The sequence below is a fragment of the Natranaerovirga pectinivora genome, from assembly GCF_004342165.1.
GTDB classification, from domain to species: Bacteria; Bacillota; Clostridia; order Lachnospirales; family DSM-24629; genus Natranaerovirga; species Natranaerovirga pectinivora.
Genome location: NZ_SMAL01000001.1, coordinates 453,619 through 472,257 on the forward strand (window position 1 = coordinate 453,619; position 18,639 = coordinate 472,257).

Annotated in this window: 18 protein-coding genes; all 18 read left to right on the forward strand. The window is 31.6% G+C overall.

Annotated features, from left to right (window positions below):
* The first annotated feature begins 435 nt into the window (after positions 1-435).
* Complete coding sequence (locus tag EDC18_RS02185) at positions 436-966, forward strand: site-specific integrase (RefSeq protein ID WP_132249801.1); 531 nt, start codon at positions 436-438, stop codon at positions 964-966.
* On the forward strand, positions 953-1,351 hold the full coding sequence (locus tag EDC18_RS02190) for a tyrosine-type recombinase/integrase (protein WP_165878432.1): 399 nt from the start codon (positions 953-955) through the stop codon (positions 1,349-1,351). Before EDC18_RS02185 ends, EDC18_RS02190 begins: the two co-directional genes overlap by 14 nt.
* Positions 1,352-1,529: 178 nt before the next feature.
* On the forward strand, positions 1,530-2,768 hold the full coding sequence (locus EDC18_RS02195; RefSeq protein WP_132249805.1) for a DUF3179 domain-containing protein: 1,239 nt from the start codon (positions 1,530-1,532) through the stop codon (positions 2,766-2,768).
* 210 nt (positions 2,769-2,978) lie between these two features.
* Entirely contained in the window at positions 2,979-4,712 is a 1,734-nt protein-coding gene (locus EDC18_RS02200) for a S8 family peptidase (RefSeq protein ID WP_132249807.1), read from the forward strand.
* 44 nt (positions 4,713-4,756) lie between these two features.
* On the forward strand, positions 4,757-6,481 hold the full coding sequence (locus tag EDC18_RS02205; protein ID WP_132249809.1) for a S8 family peptidase: 1,725 nt from the start codon (positions 4,757-4,759) through the stop codon (positions 6,479-6,481).
* 36 nt (positions 6,482-6,517) lie between these two features.
* On the forward strand, positions 6,518-7,798 hold the full coding sequence (locus tag EDC18_RS02210) for a glycosyl hydrolase family 18 protein (protein WP_132249811.1): 1,281 nt from the start codon (positions 6,518-6,520) through the stop codon (positions 7,796-7,798).
* A 282-nt stretch (positions 7,799-8,080) separates the two neighbouring features.
* Positions 8,081-8,953, forward strand: coding sequence for a metallophosphoesterase (locus tag EDC18_RS02215; RefSeq protein WP_132249813.1), 873 nt, complete (start codon positions 8,081-8,083; stop codon positions 8,951-8,953).
* Between the two features lie 107 nt (positions 8,954-9,060).
* Complete coding sequence (locus tag EDC18_RS02220; protein WP_132249815.1) at positions 9,061-10,149, forward strand: linear amide C-N hydrolase; 1,089 nt, start codon at positions 9,061-9,063, stop codon at positions 10,147-10,149.
* Positions 10,150-10,547: 398 nt separating this feature from the next.
* Positions 10,548-11,372, forward strand: a complete 825-nt coding sequence (locus tag EDC18_RS02225) for a PHP domain-containing protein (RefSeq protein WP_165878433.1) — start codon at positions 10,548-10,550, stop codon at positions 11,370-11,372.
* Between the two features lie 25 nt (positions 11,373-11,397).
* Positions 11,398-12,015 carry a zinc ribbon domain-containing protein gene (locus EDC18_RS02230; protein WP_132249819.1) on the forward strand — a complete coding sequence of 206 codons (618 nt, stop codon included), beginning with the start codon at positions 11,398-11,400 and terminating at the stop codon, positions 12,013-12,015.
* 54 nt (positions 12,016-12,069) lie between these two features.
* Entirely contained in the window at positions 12,070-12,684 is a 615-nt protein-coding gene (locus EDC18_RS14455) for a hypothetical protein (protein WP_165878434.1), read from the forward strand.
* A gap of 26 nt (positions 12,685-12,710) precedes the next feature.
* On the forward strand, positions 12,711-13,328 hold the full coding sequence (locus EDC18_RS02240; protein ID WP_132249823.1) for a hypothetical protein: 618 nt from the start codon (positions 12,711-12,713) through the stop codon (positions 13,326-13,328).
* A 38-nt stretch (positions 13,329-13,366) separates the two neighbouring features.
* Positions 13,367-15,802 (forward strand): beta-glucosidase, encoded by a 2,436-nt coding sequence (locus EDC18_RS02245; protein WP_243115038.1) that lies wholly within the window; start codon positions 13,367-13,369, stop codon positions 15,800-15,802.
* Positions 15,803-15,831: 29 nt separating this feature from the next.
* Positions 15,832-16,074 carry a hypothetical protein gene (locus EDC18_RS02250; protein WP_132249827.1) on the forward strand — a complete coding sequence of 81 codons (243 nt, stop codon included), beginning with the start codon at positions 15,832-15,834 and terminating at the stop codon, positions 16,072-16,074.
* A gap of 60 nt (positions 16,075-16,134) precedes the next feature.
* Positions 16,135-17,538, forward strand: a complete 1,404-nt coding sequence (locus EDC18_RS02255) for a VanZ family protein (protein WP_165878435.1) — start codon at positions 16,135-16,137, stop codon at positions 17,536-17,538.
* A gap of 107 nt (positions 17,539-17,645) precedes the next feature.
* Positions 17,646-17,927 carry an SPASM domain-containing protein gene (locus EDC18_RS02260; protein WP_279230892.1) on the forward strand — a complete coding sequence of 94 codons (282 nt, stop codon included), beginning with the start codon at positions 17,646-17,648 and terminating at the stop codon, positions 17,925-17,927.
* Between the two features lie 20 nt (positions 17,928-17,947).
* Positions 17,948-18,085, forward strand: a complete 138-nt coding sequence (locus tag EDC18_RS14460) for a hypothetical protein (protein WP_165878437.1) — start codon at positions 17,948-17,950, stop codon at positions 18,083-18,085.
* Between the two features lie 110 nt (positions 18,086-18,195).
* Positions 18,196-18,621: a C-GCAxxG-C-C family protein gene (locus EDC18_RS02265; RefSeq protein ID WP_132249833.1), complete on the forward strand. Its 426-nt coding sequence runs from the start codon at positions 18,196-18,198 to the stop codon at positions 18,619-18,621.
* Positions 18,622-18,639: the final 18 nt, after the last annotated feature.

Sequence of the window (18,639 nt, forward strand, 5' to 3'; positions counted from 1 at the left end):
CTATCTATTTTTATAGACATTGTATTTATTTTTAGACGACATAGATTATTATTAGTACATATTTTGAACTATAAACTCTCTAAACCATTGATAATAAAGGATTCTTAATAAAAACACCAATGTCGTCTAAGTATACATTAGACGACATAGCTAAAATTCTTTTGATTTATTATTGATAATCAATTATAACAGAAAAGAAACATATGTTTGGTTGTTAGGAAATCACAAGAAAAATTATGACGTCATATTTCTTGTTTTAAGGTCGTTATTTTTTGAAATTTGACACATTGTATAGCTAACGAATAAAACTGTATTATTTTAGCTAATATGAGTTTATAATGAATATCAAGAAAAAAGTTGGTTTTATATATGACATTGATATGTTTTTAATAGTATGTTGATCATAATTAACTAAAATTCAGAGGAGGATATGATTTGGAGAATAAATCCATTAACCTAGATAAATTAGTAGAACATTATTATGAGTATTTAATTGGGCAACTCTATTCAAATAAAACCCTTAGAAACTATATGTCTTGTATTCATAAGTTTATAGATTTTAAAAACAATCAGTATTCTAAAGAAATTATGCTTAATAGTGAAGAAGTAAGTAATTTACTACAATCCTATAGAGCTGAATTAATAAAAACTTATAGCAATGAACATAGTGCAAATTCTCATACACTAAATGCACATACAAGTGCCTTACGTGGATTGTTTAACTATGCAAACGATAGAAATTATTTGAACATCCAATTGAACTCAGTTGCAAAGTATTATAAAAATGATACAGGAAAAAAAAGAGAAATTCTAAAACCTAACGACATACAAAAAATCAGTGATATCCTTATAGAAGATATTAGAAATGCCAATGAAGCTAATAGATATTTATATGAACGTAATAGAGCATTGTTTTATACATATTTATATACTGGAGCAAGAGTAGCAGAAGGTGCACTTACATAATGATCACCTTATGATTTTATACAGTTATGATAAATTTTTAAAAGACAATAATTTATATGGTAAGTATCTCTTTTTTTCACGAAAAAACCCTGATGAACATCTAACCATAAGGAGTATACAGAGAATTATTAATGACTTATACGAGAGGGCAAGTATTAAAAATGATCTTTTAGTTGTCCATTCCTTACGTCATACATATGCCAGTTATTTATTAGCAGGGGGAAGTGATCTTGCAACTGTAAAAGAATTATTAGGACATGGTTCTGTTATAACGACTGGTAATACATATGCACATATTATTTCTTTAAAACGAAAAAAAGCAGCAGTTGCAGATATTAATTATGGAAAAGAAATTAGTGAAATCATAAATGAAAAAATAAGGTAGTTCTAAGAATAGATGAAAAGAGTATATTCTTTTTCTAATTCATAGCTTTTGATGAAAAATTTATCTATTAAATAGTAGAACCTATTGGATTAAAATTCATATAAATAAAGTAGGAGAATTTAACCTGAATCAGCAACACTTTCCAATAATCCATTCAGGCTAAGTAGGAGTGTATCATATGGATAATTTGAACAAATTATTAAATTATCATATTAAAAGGATGAATGAATGCAAACTATTTATGAATGAGCATAGTCAAAAGGATATCGATAACTATGAAATGGGTATTCAAAAATACAAATATCATATGAATGAATATGAGGAATGTTTAGGGTTACAATTAGCAACAAATCCTACTTTAGTAATTCAACAACAACCCATTCTAGACGTATCAGGAATTACTGATCTTAATATAAATTGGACTTTGTTTGATGTTCCATTAGATGAATTAATTAAAACAAAAGGCAAAGATGTACACCCATATCTATTTGATCCTAAGTTTTTGACTATACCAGGCGCCCGTAGATATATAGATTCAAAAGCCCCCGTTTTAGTTATACAAGATGATGATGAAGCAAAAGCATATCCACTACAAATTTTATTATGGCATGGTGCCGTAAATGATGTCTTCAATAATCGTCCTATTGTAATTTCCTATAGTGGCTTAACAAATAATACAAGAATATTAGACAGAGATATTAACGGAATCACTTATACTTTTGGTACGCCAGGAATATTAAGGAACTCCGTTAGATTACTTTATGATTTAGAAACAGAAAGTATTTGGGATCCTTTTACTGGAAGGGCAATAGTCGGGCATATGACAGGTGAAATTCTTGAGAGTATACCAAGTAATATTGTACCTTTTAGTTTGTTTGCAGAATTATATCCTTCAGGATTGGTTTTAAGTCCAGAAACAGGTTATATTAGAAGATATTTAGCAAACCCTTATATTGGATACGATACAGGTGATGAGCCATTATTTTTCTTAGGAGAGATTGACAGGAGATTTCCAACAATGGAAAGAGTTGTTGGAATAAGTATTGGGGATACTCATAAAGCATACCCTTATCCAATTTTAATCAGAGAAAGAGTAGTTGAAGATGTCATTAACGATACAGAGCTAGTCATTTTTTATAAAACAGGAATGATATCAAATATGGATACGGCAAGAATTGAAGAGGGAAGAGATGTAGGTTATACGGGTGTGTTTAGTCCCTATATTAATGGAGAAAAACTCACATTTTACTCTATGGATAATGAAATATATGATGAGCAAACAAATAGTAGATGGAATTTATTAGGTATAGCTGAAGAAGGGCCTCTAGAAGGTGAAAAATTAGAAATGCTAATTGCAGCTGATGTATTCTGGTTTTCTTGGGCAGCTTATTTTCCAGATACAGAAATATATACTTAGGGTCTATATTAAATAGGGCGTATATTTGCTAATAATTTACGTCCTTATTTATGAGTTTTTTATTATAGAAAAATTGTAATGCCTATTGTTGTTTGCTTCTTATTAGGTCTTCATATAATACATTATCAGTGCATAATATTAAGAATAGATAAGCTTTTGAAGTTCTTAGAAGCATCAAATAGCTCTCACGCTGAAAGGAAATGATTTATTTTGGATGAAGATAAAAAACTTCAAGGAAGTGAATTGATTCGAATAGACTGTCGAGAAGCTATTGTATCTGAAGATTTTGCTGATTTAATTGTTGCTTACGAAGGTAATATTACACAAGCATTAATTGACTATAATGCTATTTGTTACCAAATAATAAATGAAAACGTTGCAGTTTTACACACGTCTTTAGCTATTTCAATTGCAATAGGTACAAGTGATGATATTAGGAATATACCTAGGCTACTTGGCCCCTATGGTACTCTTAGCGTAGATCGATCAGGAATACTTCCTTTTCATACACATCCATATATTCCACTAAGGGGAACAGGTGTTATAATTGGCTTTGTTGATTCGGGGATAGATTATACTAACCCTGCATTTATAAAAAGGAATAACACATCAAAAATTCTATCGATTTGGGATCAAACCATTCAAGAAGGATTGCCTCCTTCGAATTTTCAATATGGGACAGAATATACAAATAATGATATTAATATAGCCTTACAGAGCGAGAATCCGTATGAAGTAGTGCCTTCAATTGATGAAACAGGTCATGGCACATTTTTAGCAGGTATTGCAGCAGGAGTGGCTATCGATGATACATTTGTAGGGGCAGCTCCAGAAGCAGACGTTATAATGGTAAAATTAAAACCAGGAAAAAAATACATAAGAGATTTTTATTTGATAGAAGAAGATGCAATCGTTTATCAAGATAATGATATTATAATGGGTATACAATATCTTGTAGATAAAGCAGCAAGTGTAAACCGCCCATTGGTTATATGTTTAGGAATTGGTACTAATTTAGATGGTCATGACGGGACTTCTTTACTAGAGGAGTTTATTAATACCATTGGTGATATAACAGGCAAAGCTATAATAGTAGCTGCAGGGAATGAAGCTAATTTACGCCATCATTTTACGAACGTATATCCTTACAATACACCTTATCAAGATACAGAAGTCATTGTTGGTGGAAATGAGAGAGGCCTTTTTATAAATATATGGGCACAGGCACCAGATATTTATTCTATTGCCATATTATCACCAACAGGAGAATTTATTTCTAGAGTACCACCTATTGAAAGATGGAAAGAGTACACTTTATGGTTAGAACGCACTGAGATTTATATAAAATATATATCTATTGAACCAAGAACAGGAAGTCAATTAATTTTAATTAGAATTAAAGAACCAACTGAAGGTGTATGGACTTTAAGAATTATTGGGGAAGTGGTTGTAGTAGGGCAATACAGCATATATTTGGATAGAGAAGGATGGATATTGCCAACAACAAGTTTTTTTATTTCTTCAATTTTCTCTACAGTAACGGTACCTGGAACGGCTAAAACTCCTATTACCGTAGGCGCATACAATCATTATGATGAAAGTCTATATATAAGTTCTGGCAGAGGTCCTACAAGGGCAGGCGTTTTAAAACCGGAGTTAGTTGCACCAGGTGTAAATGTCATTGGTCCCCTGCCTTTTAATCAATTAGGGGTTATGACAGGAACAAGTGTTGCAGCTGCCCATGTTGCTGGAGCTGCTGCATTATTATTTCAGTGGGGGATAGTTTTAGGTAATAATCCACAGATGAATACAAGGGCAATAAAACAAATCCTAATAAGAGGTGCAGAAAGGAAAGGTCTATACGAATTTCCAAATAATTTATGGGGATACGGTATGCTAAATTTATTTAGGTCATTTGAAATCCTAAGAGGCAGGAGAAGTTAAGAGAAGTTAAGATTATTTAATATAATGTTAAATGTGGTGAGTATATGAAAAACAAAAATATAGAATCACAACAATTAAGTGAATTAGATTGTAAAGTAGCTATAATGTCCAATGCATTTGCAGATTATATTGTTGACTATGAAGGTGATTTTTCTGAAATAACCCAAAGAGATAATGCTATCTGCTATCAAGTAATTGATGAAAAATATGTCGTTGTACATACCCCTAGGATTGAAAGCCCTTTCTTTGATTTTCCAAATATGCCAAGTTTATTCAGCCCCTGTGGTATAAGTAGTGTAGATTCCGCTGGAATTCTATTGCTTCATACACAACCTTATCTTACTTTAAGAGGAAGCGGCGTATTAATTGGATTCCTAGATACGGGCATAGATTATACCCATCCAGCTTTTATTTATGAAGACAATACAACAAAAATATTATCTATATGGGATCAAACCATTCAAGAAGGTATTCCACCAATAAATTTTTTATATGGGTCAGAATATACAAGTTTTGATATTAATCAAGCTTTAGTTAGTGATAATCCTTATGATATAGTTCCATCAATTGATGAAATAGGCCATGGGACATTTAACGCAGGTGTGGCTGCAGGTCGTTATATTGAAAGAGAACCCTTTGTTGGTGCAGCTCCAGATGCTGAAATCATAATGGTAAAATTAAAACCTGCTAAAGAATATCTAAAGGAGATTTATTTATTAAGAGAAGATGCTGTTGCATACCAAGAAAATGATATTATGTTAGGTATTCAATATTTAATGCAGCAAGCTTCAATCTACGGGAGACCCTTAGTCATATGTATTACTGTAGGTAGTAATCAAGGCTCACATGATGGTACTTCTATTTTAGAGGAGTACTTAGAGAGGGTGTCTAAAATAATGGGCTACGCAGTGGTAGTTGCTGCAGGGAATGAAGCCAATCTAGGGCATCACTATTTAGGAAACTATCCAGAAGGCACACCTTTTCAAGATGTTGATATAAGTGTAGCTGAAAACGAAAGAGGCATTTGTGCTCAAATATGGGCACAAAGACCTGATGTATATTCTGTTGGTATTTTATCACCAATTGGTAGTGTTGTTCCAAGAATAGCCCCAAGTATTCAATTACAAGAAGAGTTTGATTTACTATTAGAAAGAACAAGAATATATATTGAATATCAACTTATAGAAGATAATTCAGGAGATCAATTAATAATATTAAGACTACAAAACCCTACACCAGGTATATGGACAATTAGAATATATGGTGATGTTGTTGTAACAGGAAGGTACAATATTTGGTTAGATCGAGAGGGATGGATTTTTCCTAGGACTCAATTTTTATCTCCAAATATTAGTGATACGATAACCATCCCTGGTACGGCAAATACACCTATAACAGTAGGGGCATATAATCATTTAGACAATAGTATTTATATAGGTTCAGGTAGGGGACCCACTAGAGATGGTAGATTAAAGCCTGAAATTGTAGCTCCAGGCGTTAATGTAATAGGGCCATTACCTAATAATCAATACGGTTCTAGGACAGGAACAAGTATTTCTGCATCACATGTGGCTGGTGCTGCAGCCCTCATACTTCAAGGGGCTATATTTGAAGGGGTAATTGGTATTACAAATACAAGATCAATTAAAAATATGCTTAATAGAGGGGCTACCAGACGATCACCTATTATTTACCCTAATTATGTATGGGGATTTGGTGAGTTGGATTTAATAAATTCTTACGAAATATTACGTGGACGGTTAGATTAGAGAATGTTCTTATAAAATTTTATCGGGGGTGTAACTATGGAGACTTATGTGGTAAAACCAGAAGATACGTTATTTGATATTGCTATGGAATTTGGTGTTACTGAACAATCGATAATGGAAACCAATACAATTCAACAACCTGAAGATTTGGTAGTTGGTCAGGCATTAATAATTCCAATATGGGGAACTTATTATTATACAGAACCAGGAGATACTTTAGAAATAATTAGTGATAAAACAGGGGTTTCTGTCGATCAATTAATTCTTTTAAACGAGATTACAGATTCATATGATCTAGAAGTAGGAACAAGATTATTCATACCACCAACACCCAGGAAAGTAATAGATGTGACCGCTTATGTAGATCTAGCAATGGGTGAAAGACTAATTAAGGATATAGGAAAAGCGGCGGAACAATTAACTTTTATCAATGTCTTTAGTTATGAAATGAATCCAGATGGTACATTAAATCCAATAGATGATGAAGAAGTTGTTCAAACAGCCTATGGTAATATTATTTCTCCTATTATGGTAGTCACCAATATAGCGCAAGGTCAATTCAGTAAAGAGTTAGCTACTATAGTACTAACAAATGAAGAATTCCAAGATCGCCTTTTAAGTGAGGCTTTATTAATTATGGAAAATAGAGGATATGATGGTATTGATTTTGACTTTGAGTATCTGGGCATTCAAAATCGTGATCATTATAATGCCTTTTTAAAAAAAGCTGTAGAGTTATTTAAACCATTAGGTTATATAGTTTCTACAGCCGTGGCTCCTAAAGATTTTCAAGACCAAGAAGGTATTATGTATGAGGGTCACGATTATAAAGGAATAGACCAGATGGTAGATTATGTTAATATTATGACTTATGAATGGAGCTGGTTAGGAGGAGCACCAAGGCCTGTTGCACCAATTAATGCAGTCAGGCAAGTTATGGAATATGCAGTTTCTGTAATGCCAAAAGAAAAAATTATGATGGGAATACCTTTATATGGGTATGATTGGACTTTGTCATATGAACAAGAAGGCGACTTCCCTATAGTAATAAGTCCTCAAAGGGCTTTAGAAATAGCAAAGGAATATGGCGCAGAGATACAATATGACAAAGAAGTGGAAGCACCATTTTTTACTTATACAGATGAGGAAGGTGCTTTCCATATTGTATGGTTTGAAGATGCAAGAAGTATTCAAGCAAAATTTGACTTAGTTAAAGAACTGGGAATAAAAGGCATAAATTTTTGGCTTATGGGAAAAGATTTTCCACAAAATTGGTTGTTAGTTGATGAAAATTTTATCGTTCGTAAAAACGTTTAGTTGTACCGATAAAATAAATAATCCAAAAAAACATGTGCTACCCGTAGTCTAGTATTACGGGGCTTATGAATATTAAAGGTGGACAAGATAACTTTGTGATGGCATCTGTCATAAGGGTTTTACTTGACTTTTACCAAACAATATTTTTATTAATCTAATGTTTTGAAATACTTTTAAAATTGCATTTATATATGGTACAATATTATGTGTTTTAATTTTATAATAACATTTTTTTGTAATCCTAAAATATTTGTATCAATATAAAGATAAGAGGTCAATTATATGGTTTTAAGAATGAACAAGAACAATACAAAAAAGGCTATACTAAGCATTTTATTAGTATTTATATTACTAATATTCTTTTTTATCTGGCAAAATAATTCTATTGTTATAACCCATATAAATTATACCAATATAAAAATACCAACAGAATTTTATGAGTATACCATTGTCCAAATTTCTGATTTGCATAACAAGAATTTTGGAAAAAATCAAATCAAGTTACTTAATAAAATTAAAGAAATAGGTCCAGATATCATTGTAGTAACAGGGGATATAATTGATGCTAGACATACTGATATAGATATAGCAATGACTTTTATTTATGGTGGGGTAAAAATTGCACCAATTTACTATGTATCAGGAAACCATGAAGCCAGATCTGGTGTTTACAATACCTTAAGAGAACAGTTAGAAGATGCGGGGGTTACTATTCTAGATGATAACGCCCTAGAGTTAGTATTAAATGATTCATCTATTCAATTACTAGGCCTATCTGATCCAGCATTTATTCCATTTAGTTATATGGATAATCCTATTAATGATGTTATTGGTCGAAGATTAAATGAGCTAAATAGCCCTAGTGAAAACAATACATTTAAAATACTGCTTTCTCACAGACCTGAATTATTAGAGATATATGTAGATAACAAGGTAGATTTAGTATTCACAGGACACGCTCATGGAGGACAATTTAGACTGCCTTTTATAGGTGGATTATTTGCACCAAATCAAGGATTTTTCCCAAAATACACAAGTGGGGCTCATAGTGTAGAAGAAACAACAATGATTGTTAGTAGAGGGTTAGGGAATAGTATTTTTCCCTTGAGAATTTTTAATAGACCAGAGATAATTGTTGTAAAATTAAATAATTGATATACCAATTGTAATTGATGTTTTTTAGCTACTAAGACGATTGACAACTATGTATTACTGTTGTAATATATAAGTAGTATTACAAATGTAGTTTTAAGGGGGATTTTATGAGCAAGGATATTAGGTTAAATTCGAATAACAAGAAAAAAGTGTTTAAACGAACCATTATAACTACTGTAAGTCTAATATTAGTAATAGTATTATTAATAGGTGTACTATTTCATAATGAAATTGCAACGATTGCATCCATAAAAAAAATTAATGATCGTCCAGTGTATGAAATGACCTATTATGGTGATTATGCTTTTGACAAATTCCTTGAAACAGGAGCATCCAGTGCAGAAGAATTAGAATTATTTTTAAGAAAAAGCCTTGCCCGTGGGATAATGAGTATTGGTATAAAGGAAAACCCGGATAGAGGTTGTTCAGCCTTCATTGCTAAAACACCTGAGGGTGATGTAATATTTGCAAGAAATTTAGACTATAGCTATACCGTCCCAATGATCTTAGAAACAAAAGCAAAGTCCAGTTATAGATCACTCTCTATAGCTAATATTTTGCATACTGAGAATGCTGAGTGGATTAATGATAAGTATGAATTTAAAATGACCCCTACTTTGAGACTGAAATCCCTGGCGTTACCTTATTTAATTTTCGATGGCATGAATGAACACGGATTGGCTGTAGCAGTGTTTGCATTAATTGGATCAAAATCTACAATAGAAGAAAATAAAACTACACTTTATGACACAACCGTAATAAGGTTAATGCTGGATAAAGCTAAAAATGTAGAAGAAGCTATAAATTTAATATCGCAGTACAATGTGGCCTTTATTCCTAAATCAGAAGTACATTTTATGTTTGCAGATGCTGATGGTAATTCAGCCATAGTTGAATATATCAGAGGAGAAGAAGTTGTTATACCTAAAGAGGGAGACTATCAAATTATTAGTAATTTCAGAATCCATGAAAACCGGAGTTTACAAGGTTTCGGAAGTGATCGATATTTAGCTTATGATGCTGTTCTTTCTGAATCTGGAGGCATTATTACTACTGAAGATGCTCTAAAATTATTGCAAGAAAATACCATTCCAGGAGATGAACAATGGTCTGTGGTATACAATTTAACTCAAAAAACAGTTTCTCTAACTATATATGACGATTATGATACATTATATTTTTATGAATTAGATTAATATAAAAGACAAATCTGCAAACTTGCTAGCAAGGATTTGGAGATTTGTCTTTCAACAAAGCTTGTGTCTCTTACGAAGGAAGAGTCATCGGCTTCGTTAATACGATTTAATATTTGTAAACAGATTAAGAAACCAATTAATCTGTTTTTTTATTTTTCGAAATAATGTTCCAATTGTAGGCAATTATGGTATAATAATCATACTACTGTGTTAAATATTATAATTTGTAATAAAATAGGAGAGATTTATTAGAGTACTTCACTGAAGATATACTTAAGGGTAAATTTGGTGATATGCCATATGTGTATATTGATGGGAATTTAATATTTAACAAAAGGGCCTTTGAAGAATGGTTATATGAACTAGCCATTGAAGAAAAATAAGAAAGAGTGATTATCTTGAATTTGAACAATCTAAAAATAGACTTGCACATACACACCAATGCTTCTGATGGCACTTGGTCAAATGTAGAACTACTAAAAAATATTTATGAGAAAAACATAAAAATCTTTTCCATTACGGATCACGATACCATTACAAATAGTATAAAAATGATCTCTATGGTGCCTGATGACCTTTATTTTATTGTAGGTGTAGAGATCACCTGTACTTTAGATGGTAAGGAGTTTCATATTCTAGGTTATGATTTTGATATTCATAACAAAGCATTAAATAATTTATTAGTCTTTAACCGAATACAACGAGAAGAATCTAATAAAAAAGTGATTCAATATGCTTATGATACGAATATGTTAGATACCATAGAAAATTATAGTACCTATGAATATGACAAAGCTCGTGGTGGTTGGGAATCTTTAAATTACCTATATGACAATAAGGTTATTAGCAATTTAAAAGATTACTTCCAATTGGCCAAATCATCAAATGAATTTTTGGTTTTAAAGGAGCCACAAGAAGTTATTGAGATTATTAAAGATGCAGGGGGTTATGCCTTTTTAGCCCATCCTAGTGGGTATACGAATGGCAGTAATTTATCTATAGAATGCCTAGAAAGGTTTAAGAATTTTGGCATTTCTGGGATAGAGTGTTACTCTCCATATCTAAAGAGTTTAGAGGATGCAGCTTATTATATTAATTTTTGCAAAGAAAATGATTTGATGATCTCTGCTGGTTCCGATTGTCATGGGGGATTTACCAATAGAGACTTGGGTAGTCCAGAAGTTAACTTAAATCAATTGGATTTAAGATTTATAAAAATATAAATTTATTTAAAAGGGGTTTTTTAAAATGAATGGAAAGATGGATCAAGATCATCTTAAAAAGAGAGCTATATTAAGAACTGTAGGGCCAATAGTGCTTATAATTGGCATAATTTTTTTGATAATAGGAATAGCAGATTTCTTCTCAGTTCCTAAATCACCCTTTGGGGGTTCAATCTCTCAGACACCTTTTGGTGGAAGTAATGATTTCTTTTCATCCACTCAAAACTTTGGTGGGGGACCTGATTTGTTTTGGTGCTTTTTTATTGCATTTCCTTTAATAGCAATTGGTATTGGTATGACATCCGCTGGTTATATGGGTGCAATGGCTAGGTATCAAGCTAATGAGATTGCACCAGTAGGCAAAGATGTATTTAATTATATGGCAGATGGTACAAGTGAAGGTGTTAAGAATATTTCTAAAGCAATTCATAGCGGTGTTACTGAAAGCAAGAATGGCATTAGAAAAAATGAAATTAGTAAAAATGTTAAGTGTACCCACTGTAGTACACCCAATACAGATAATGCAAAATTCTGTAATAACTGTGGTCAAAAAATACGTCTTATCTCTACTTGTTATTCTTGTGGGCAAGAAAATGATGTGAATGCAAAGTTCTGTAACCATTGTGGTTCTTCATTGATTTAGAACTGGAAAGTAAAGGATAGGGATTAAATATTAGGAAATTATAGGTGATATTGTATGAAGAGTTTAATTAGGAGTTGGGAAAGTTGGTTGTTTTCAGCATTGTTTTATGCTTATTTTTTATTAGTTCACTGGAGTTTTAGAAATAATTTACCCCTTCAGCAGAATGACATTCTTTCACCACAATTATATAGATTTCTTGTTTTTGTCTACCTAGGTATATGGGTTTATTATATAAGTATTTTTGCACAAGAATATCTACTTTATAAAAGGATAAATTCTGAGCCTTATAGGAAATTGTATACACCCAAAAAGAGTCTCTTTATATTTAGAATAATTATTATGGTAATCTGTCATATAATTTGTTGGTTTGTATTTTACTCTTGGAACTATTATATATGGATGCCATTAGTTATTATAATAGCGGCATTTGCCCCACCAAAAGTCATAGAACCCTCTATATATGAAACAGATCATTATATAATTTGCTCAGGTTACAAGATATATTTTAATGACATAGAATCTTTTAGAGATGAATTTGGCTATAAAATTGATTTAATAATAAAAGGAAAGCCTTTTACACTTAAGTGTGGTAATGGAAAGAAGTACGATATTGTACTTAAAAGGCTAGAGTATTGGCTAAATTCGAGAGAAAATACTGTGTTGAAGTAGTTTAATTATAAAAAGGAGACTAAAGTATGATTAAAATAATAGAAAGTGAAACAAATAAAGGTAAATTAATCATATATAGACTTAAAGAATATAAAAACCAATTAGAACCCTTTGAAGTTTTTATTAACAATAATAAGGAAGTATTAATTTATGAAGGTATGCAAATAGACATTTCCCTACAAGAAGGAGAATATCAAATATATATTAAATGTAATGATTATATTACTCCTGCTATCACTGTTAACATTAAAAAGAATAAAGAAAGTACAATTGTAACAAAATCAAATAAAGCTATATTTTCTAAACAACATGTTTTTTTGTACGACAACTATAATCTTTCTCCAAAAGAGAAGAGAGAATGTATTAATCCTAAAACGAATCCTTTAAAATCAATAGAAATTGTACCCTTATTATATTCCTCTGTTTTAGCTGGATTAAAATATTTCACACCTGTTTTTTTAGTTGTCTCATTAGTTATACGATTGATTCGGGGACCAGAACCTTTTTCCTTATCGTTGCTTTTTAGTGTTATTCCTCTTAGTATAGCAACAGGTATATTATGGGGTATTTATAATACTATACTTTGTTATACAACACTAAATAAAGAGTTGAAGAAGTATCAAACTGTAATTAAAAATAAATAAGCAGATATAAGAAATACAGATTGTAAAGAGGGATTAATATGAATATAAAAGAACTTATAAAATCTATGACTTTAGAAGAAAAGGCCGCCCTTTGTTCAGGGAAGAATTTTTGGAGTCTTGAATCAATAGAGAGATTAAATATTCCTTCAATTATGATGACGGATGGTCCTCATGGCCTTAGAAAACAAGCCAGTAACGCAGATCATATGGGATTGAATAAAAGTGTTCCTGCTACATGTTTTCCAACGGCTGTAACAACAGCAAGTTCTTGGGATAGAGAGCTATTACAAGAAATAGGAGAGGCACTAGGAGAAGAATGTTTGCAAGAAGGGGTTTCGGTTATATTAGGTCCTGGAGCAAATATAAAACGATCACCTCTATGTGGCAGAAATTTCGAATACATATCAGAAGACCCTTATCTTACAGGTGAAATGGCTGCTGCTATGATTACCGGTATTCAGTCAAAAGGTATTGGAACTTCTTTAAAGCATTATGCCGTTAACAATCAAGAAAAAAGACGAATGGTAATAGATTCAATTGTTGATGAACGTACACTAAGAGAGATTTATTTATCAGGCTTTGAGACCGCTGTAAAAAAATCACAACCCTGGACAGTTATGGGTGCCTATAATAAGCTATACGGTACCTATTGTTGTGAAAACAAGAAATTATTAAAGGATGTTCTTAGAGATGAATGGGGCTATGATGGTTTGGTACTTACTGACTGGGGCGCTTGTAATGATAGAGTAGAAGGTTTAAAAGTAGGTCTTGACTTGGAAATGCCTTCTTCTAACGGCTTATACGATAAGCAAATAACTCAAGCTGTTAAAAATAGTCAATTAGATGAAAAGATACTTAATAGAACTGTAGAGCGTATTCTCAATTTAATATTCAAATGTATAGAAAACAAATATACTAATTATAAGTATGATAGTGACGCACATCATACACTTGCTATAAAAGCAGCAGCTCAATCTATGGTTTTACTTAAGAACGATGACAGTATTTTACCTCTATCGAAAGATTGTAAGCTGGCTATAATAGGCGAATTTGCCAAATCTCCTAGATATCAAGGTGCAGGTAGTTCTCGTATCAATCCAACAAAGTTAGAGAATGTATTTGATGAACTTACGCATAGAGGCATTAATTTTGCCTATTCAAAAGGATATGACTGTCAGGAAGATACACCTAATGAAGAACTTATAAATGAAGCTTGCAAGGTTGCAGCGGAAGCCAGTACAGTTGTCATATTTGCAGGCTTAACAGATAGATACGAATCTGAAGGCTTTGATCGAGAGCATATGAGAATGCCAGAATCTCATAATCACCTTATCAAAAGGATTGCTAAAGAGAATCAAAATGTCATTGTGGTTTTATCTGGAGGATCGCCTGTTGAAATGCCGTGGTTTGAAGATATTCAAGGACTAGTTAACACCTATTTATCAGGCCAAGGTGGTGCATCAGCAGTCCTAGATGTTCTATTTGGTGATGTGAATCCATCAGGAAAGCTGGCTGAAACGTATCCTATAAATTTATCGGATACTCCTTCCTACCATTATTTTGCAAAAGGCAGAAAAACTGCTGAGTATCGTGAAAGTATCTATGTAGGGTATAGGTATTATGATACAGCGTATAAGGATGTACTTTTCCCCTTCGGCTTTGGATTAAGTTATACTCAATTCCAATACTCAGATATGACTATATCAAAAGATACAATGATTGATACTGAAGGAGTTACCCTAAGTCTTAAAGTGAAAAATGTAGGGAAGGTAGCTGGTGCAGAGGTTATACAACTATATATAAAAGACCAAGAATCAACCATTTTTAGACCTGAAAAAGAACTTAAAGGTTTTGTAAAAGTCTATCTAGAACCAGGTATGGATAAAACAATTCACTTTGTACTTAATAAGAGGTCATTTGCTTACTATAACATAAACATTAAGGACTGGCATGTAGAAGAAGGTTTCTTTGATATTCTAATAGGTGCATCCTCAAGAGATATTAGATTAAAGGAAAAGATTTTTGTTAGGTCAAGTCAACCAAATGTTCTAATACCTGATTATAGAAGTAGTGCAAGCGTTTATTATAATCTAAAAAACAAAGATCTAGAAATTTCACATACTGACTTTGAATCTCTTTACGGTAAACCATTGCCACCATCTGACTTGACTGAAGGGGAATATACCATTAATTCTAGTTTAGAAGATGTTAGCGAAACTTTTTTTGGTAAAATCTTAGTTAGAAGTATAAAAAGAAAAATCAAAGAAGTAGCCAATACAAAAGATGAGAATGACGTTACTTTTAGAATGATGTGGCTTTCAATCTTTGAATCACCCCTTAGAACAATGGTGCAAATGGGCGACGGAGCTTTGTCTATGGATCTATTAAATGGCCTTTTAAAACTTATAAATAGAAAATATTTCAAAGGTTTTTTTATGCTATTATGCGCCTCATTTAAAAAAAATGGACTATGAATCACTATTTTTAAGGAGGTAATGATGAGATGTCATATATTGATTTTTTATTAATGCTTTTATATTTAACATTATTACCTTTAGGGGTCTTAGGAATTTTATATGTAGATGTCATTATAACAACAATGAATAAAGTATATGAAAAGTTCAATCTATTTAACGTACCACTGCAACCTTATTGGTGGTCTAAAACAGTTTATTTAATCATGAGTTTAATTAGTATATTAATAGGAACTGTTGCTTTACTGTCAGTTGTATTATATTTTATATAGTGTTTATAAAATTTTAATGTTTAAGAATAAATTCAAATAATAAAAATGGGGGGATATAAAATGAGTTTACAAGAGATAACAGGAATACTTAGAAATTATTTTCATCTAGGGATTATAAGACTGGTTTTATTAGGTCTAATCATATGTTTTAGTTACTTTGTAGTATATAAGAAAATTTTAGGGGGCAATAAAAAACCTTCAAAAAAACAAATTGTGGTTGGTGGCTTATTGATTATATATCTTATTATGGTTCTTGGCGTTACCTTTTTAAGCCGTGGACATTACTACCAAGGGAATATGAATCTTCACTTTTTATACTCCTACAGACAAGCATGGAATACATTTAACATTAGAAACTGGCAATTTGTTATACTGAATATCTTTATGTTTGTACCTTTAGGATTTCTTCTTCCACTTTACCATGATAAATTCCTTAAAAAGCGATGGACTTTAGGTGCTGGTTTGTTATTTACTTTAACCATTGAAACACTTCAGCTTATTACAGGCCGTGGTCTTTTTGTTTTAGACGATATTTTTAATAATTTTCTTGGTGCAGTAATTGGTTATGGGCTTATTATGGGATTGAAAACCTTATTCAATAGTCGTAGAAAAAGAGTAGCCCTTTCGGTGGCATATTTTTCACCATTATTGATTGTCATATTGGTTTTTGTAAGTATATTTGCTTATTATCATTCTAAGGAATTTGGCAATTTACATCTAAATTATAATTACAAGATAAATATGAAAAATACAACAACTGTTTTAAATGCCAAATTAAATGACCAAAGAAAATCTTTTCCTATATATCAAGCACCTACTTATACAAAAACTACTGCAACTGATTTCGCAAAAGATTTTTTTAGCAATATCCAAGTAGATATAGAAGAATTAGAAGTTATACCATACAGTATTGCCGCCGTTTATAGGGTAAGAGACCATTATAACACTTATAATATGCGAGTAAATTTCTTAGATGGTTCTTATAGTTTTACAGATTTTTCTATGCATGAACCAGACCTCATCCCTATGGAAACTGAAGAAGCTGTATTAATTCAGTCTCTTGATAATTTTGGTATTATTATTCCAGAAGGTGCATCATTTTTTGGATATGGGAACGGAAACTATGCTTGGAATGCAACAGAATACAGTGATGACTTTATAATAGATGGTAGTTTGAATGTAGTCTACTATAATGATAATACCATTAAACATATAAGTAATAGTCTGGTAACCTATAAAAAGGTAAGAGATGTTCTACTTAAAAGTGAAGAAGAGGCTTATAAGGAAATCTTAGCTGGAAAATTTCAATATTTATACTTTGGTAACACTATTAATTCTATTGCCATTCATGGTGTAGAGTTAAGTTATCAATTAGACTCTAAAGGGTTTTACCAACCTGTTTATATGTTTAAGTGTACTATTAATGATATGGAAACAAGAATTTATATTCCTGCTTTATTATAATTTGTAAAATAAGAATGTTAGAAGGAGTTCATTATGAATAAATATATTGATTTAAACCGTTTAGAATTCTTTGTAACAAACAAATGCAATTCAAATTGCAAACATTGATGCCTTATACGGAACCCCTTGATTCTATTCGTTCAGTTAGTATTAAACCTAATGGGGAGGTTATGGTCTGTAAAGATTTTTCTATAGGTAACATAAAAGAAAGTGATATTTTAGAAATTATAAACAACTATGACCCATATAATAATTTATATATGGATATAATTTTAAAAGATGGTATACAAGGCTTATTAAAAAAGGCTGAAGACAAAGGTGTCTTTATAGAAGAAAAAGAATTTTTTTCCACTTGTGATATGTGTGTCTATTTAAGAAAAATTGTATAATGATTTAGGAGGTGTTATTTATGACAATCTTTGATATACTTTTTGATATTTCAGAAGCTGTAATTAAGAACTGGGAAAAACATAAAAAGAAAGTTAAATACCCATTATTTGCTGTTGCAGTTGGGAGTATAATCGCTTTTTTTCACTTTGCAAAGTAGTATACCACTAAAGCCGATTGGGTGACTTATAGAATCATACAATCGGCTTTTTTTGCATAATAAATATATAGTCAACAGAAATTTAAGCAATCATTATAAGGGGGAATTGTATGGGCGATAGAGTAAAAGAAGCCATAGAATTATTTGAAAAGGGTTTTAGTTGTTCACAATCTGTTTTTACAGCATATTCTGATTTGTTTGGATTGGATAAAGATATAGCCCTTAAATTAAGCAATGGATTTGGTGGTGGGATAGCAAGACGGCAAGAAATTTGTGGCGCTGTAACAGGGGCGGTAATGCTCATTGGCCTAAAAGAAGGAAAAATCATACCTTCTGATACCGTAGCCCATGAAAAAACATATGAAATGATCAATTGCTTTTGCCAAAAGTTTATAGAAAAAAATAACAGCCTCAACTGTTCTGAACTATTAGGGTGTGATCTTGCTCTAGCAAGTGAAAAAAGACTATTTGCAACTATGTGTAAAGGATATGTTCAAGATGCTGCAGAAATCATTAATAATCTATTAGACGAGTGATTAATACATAAGAGTAAA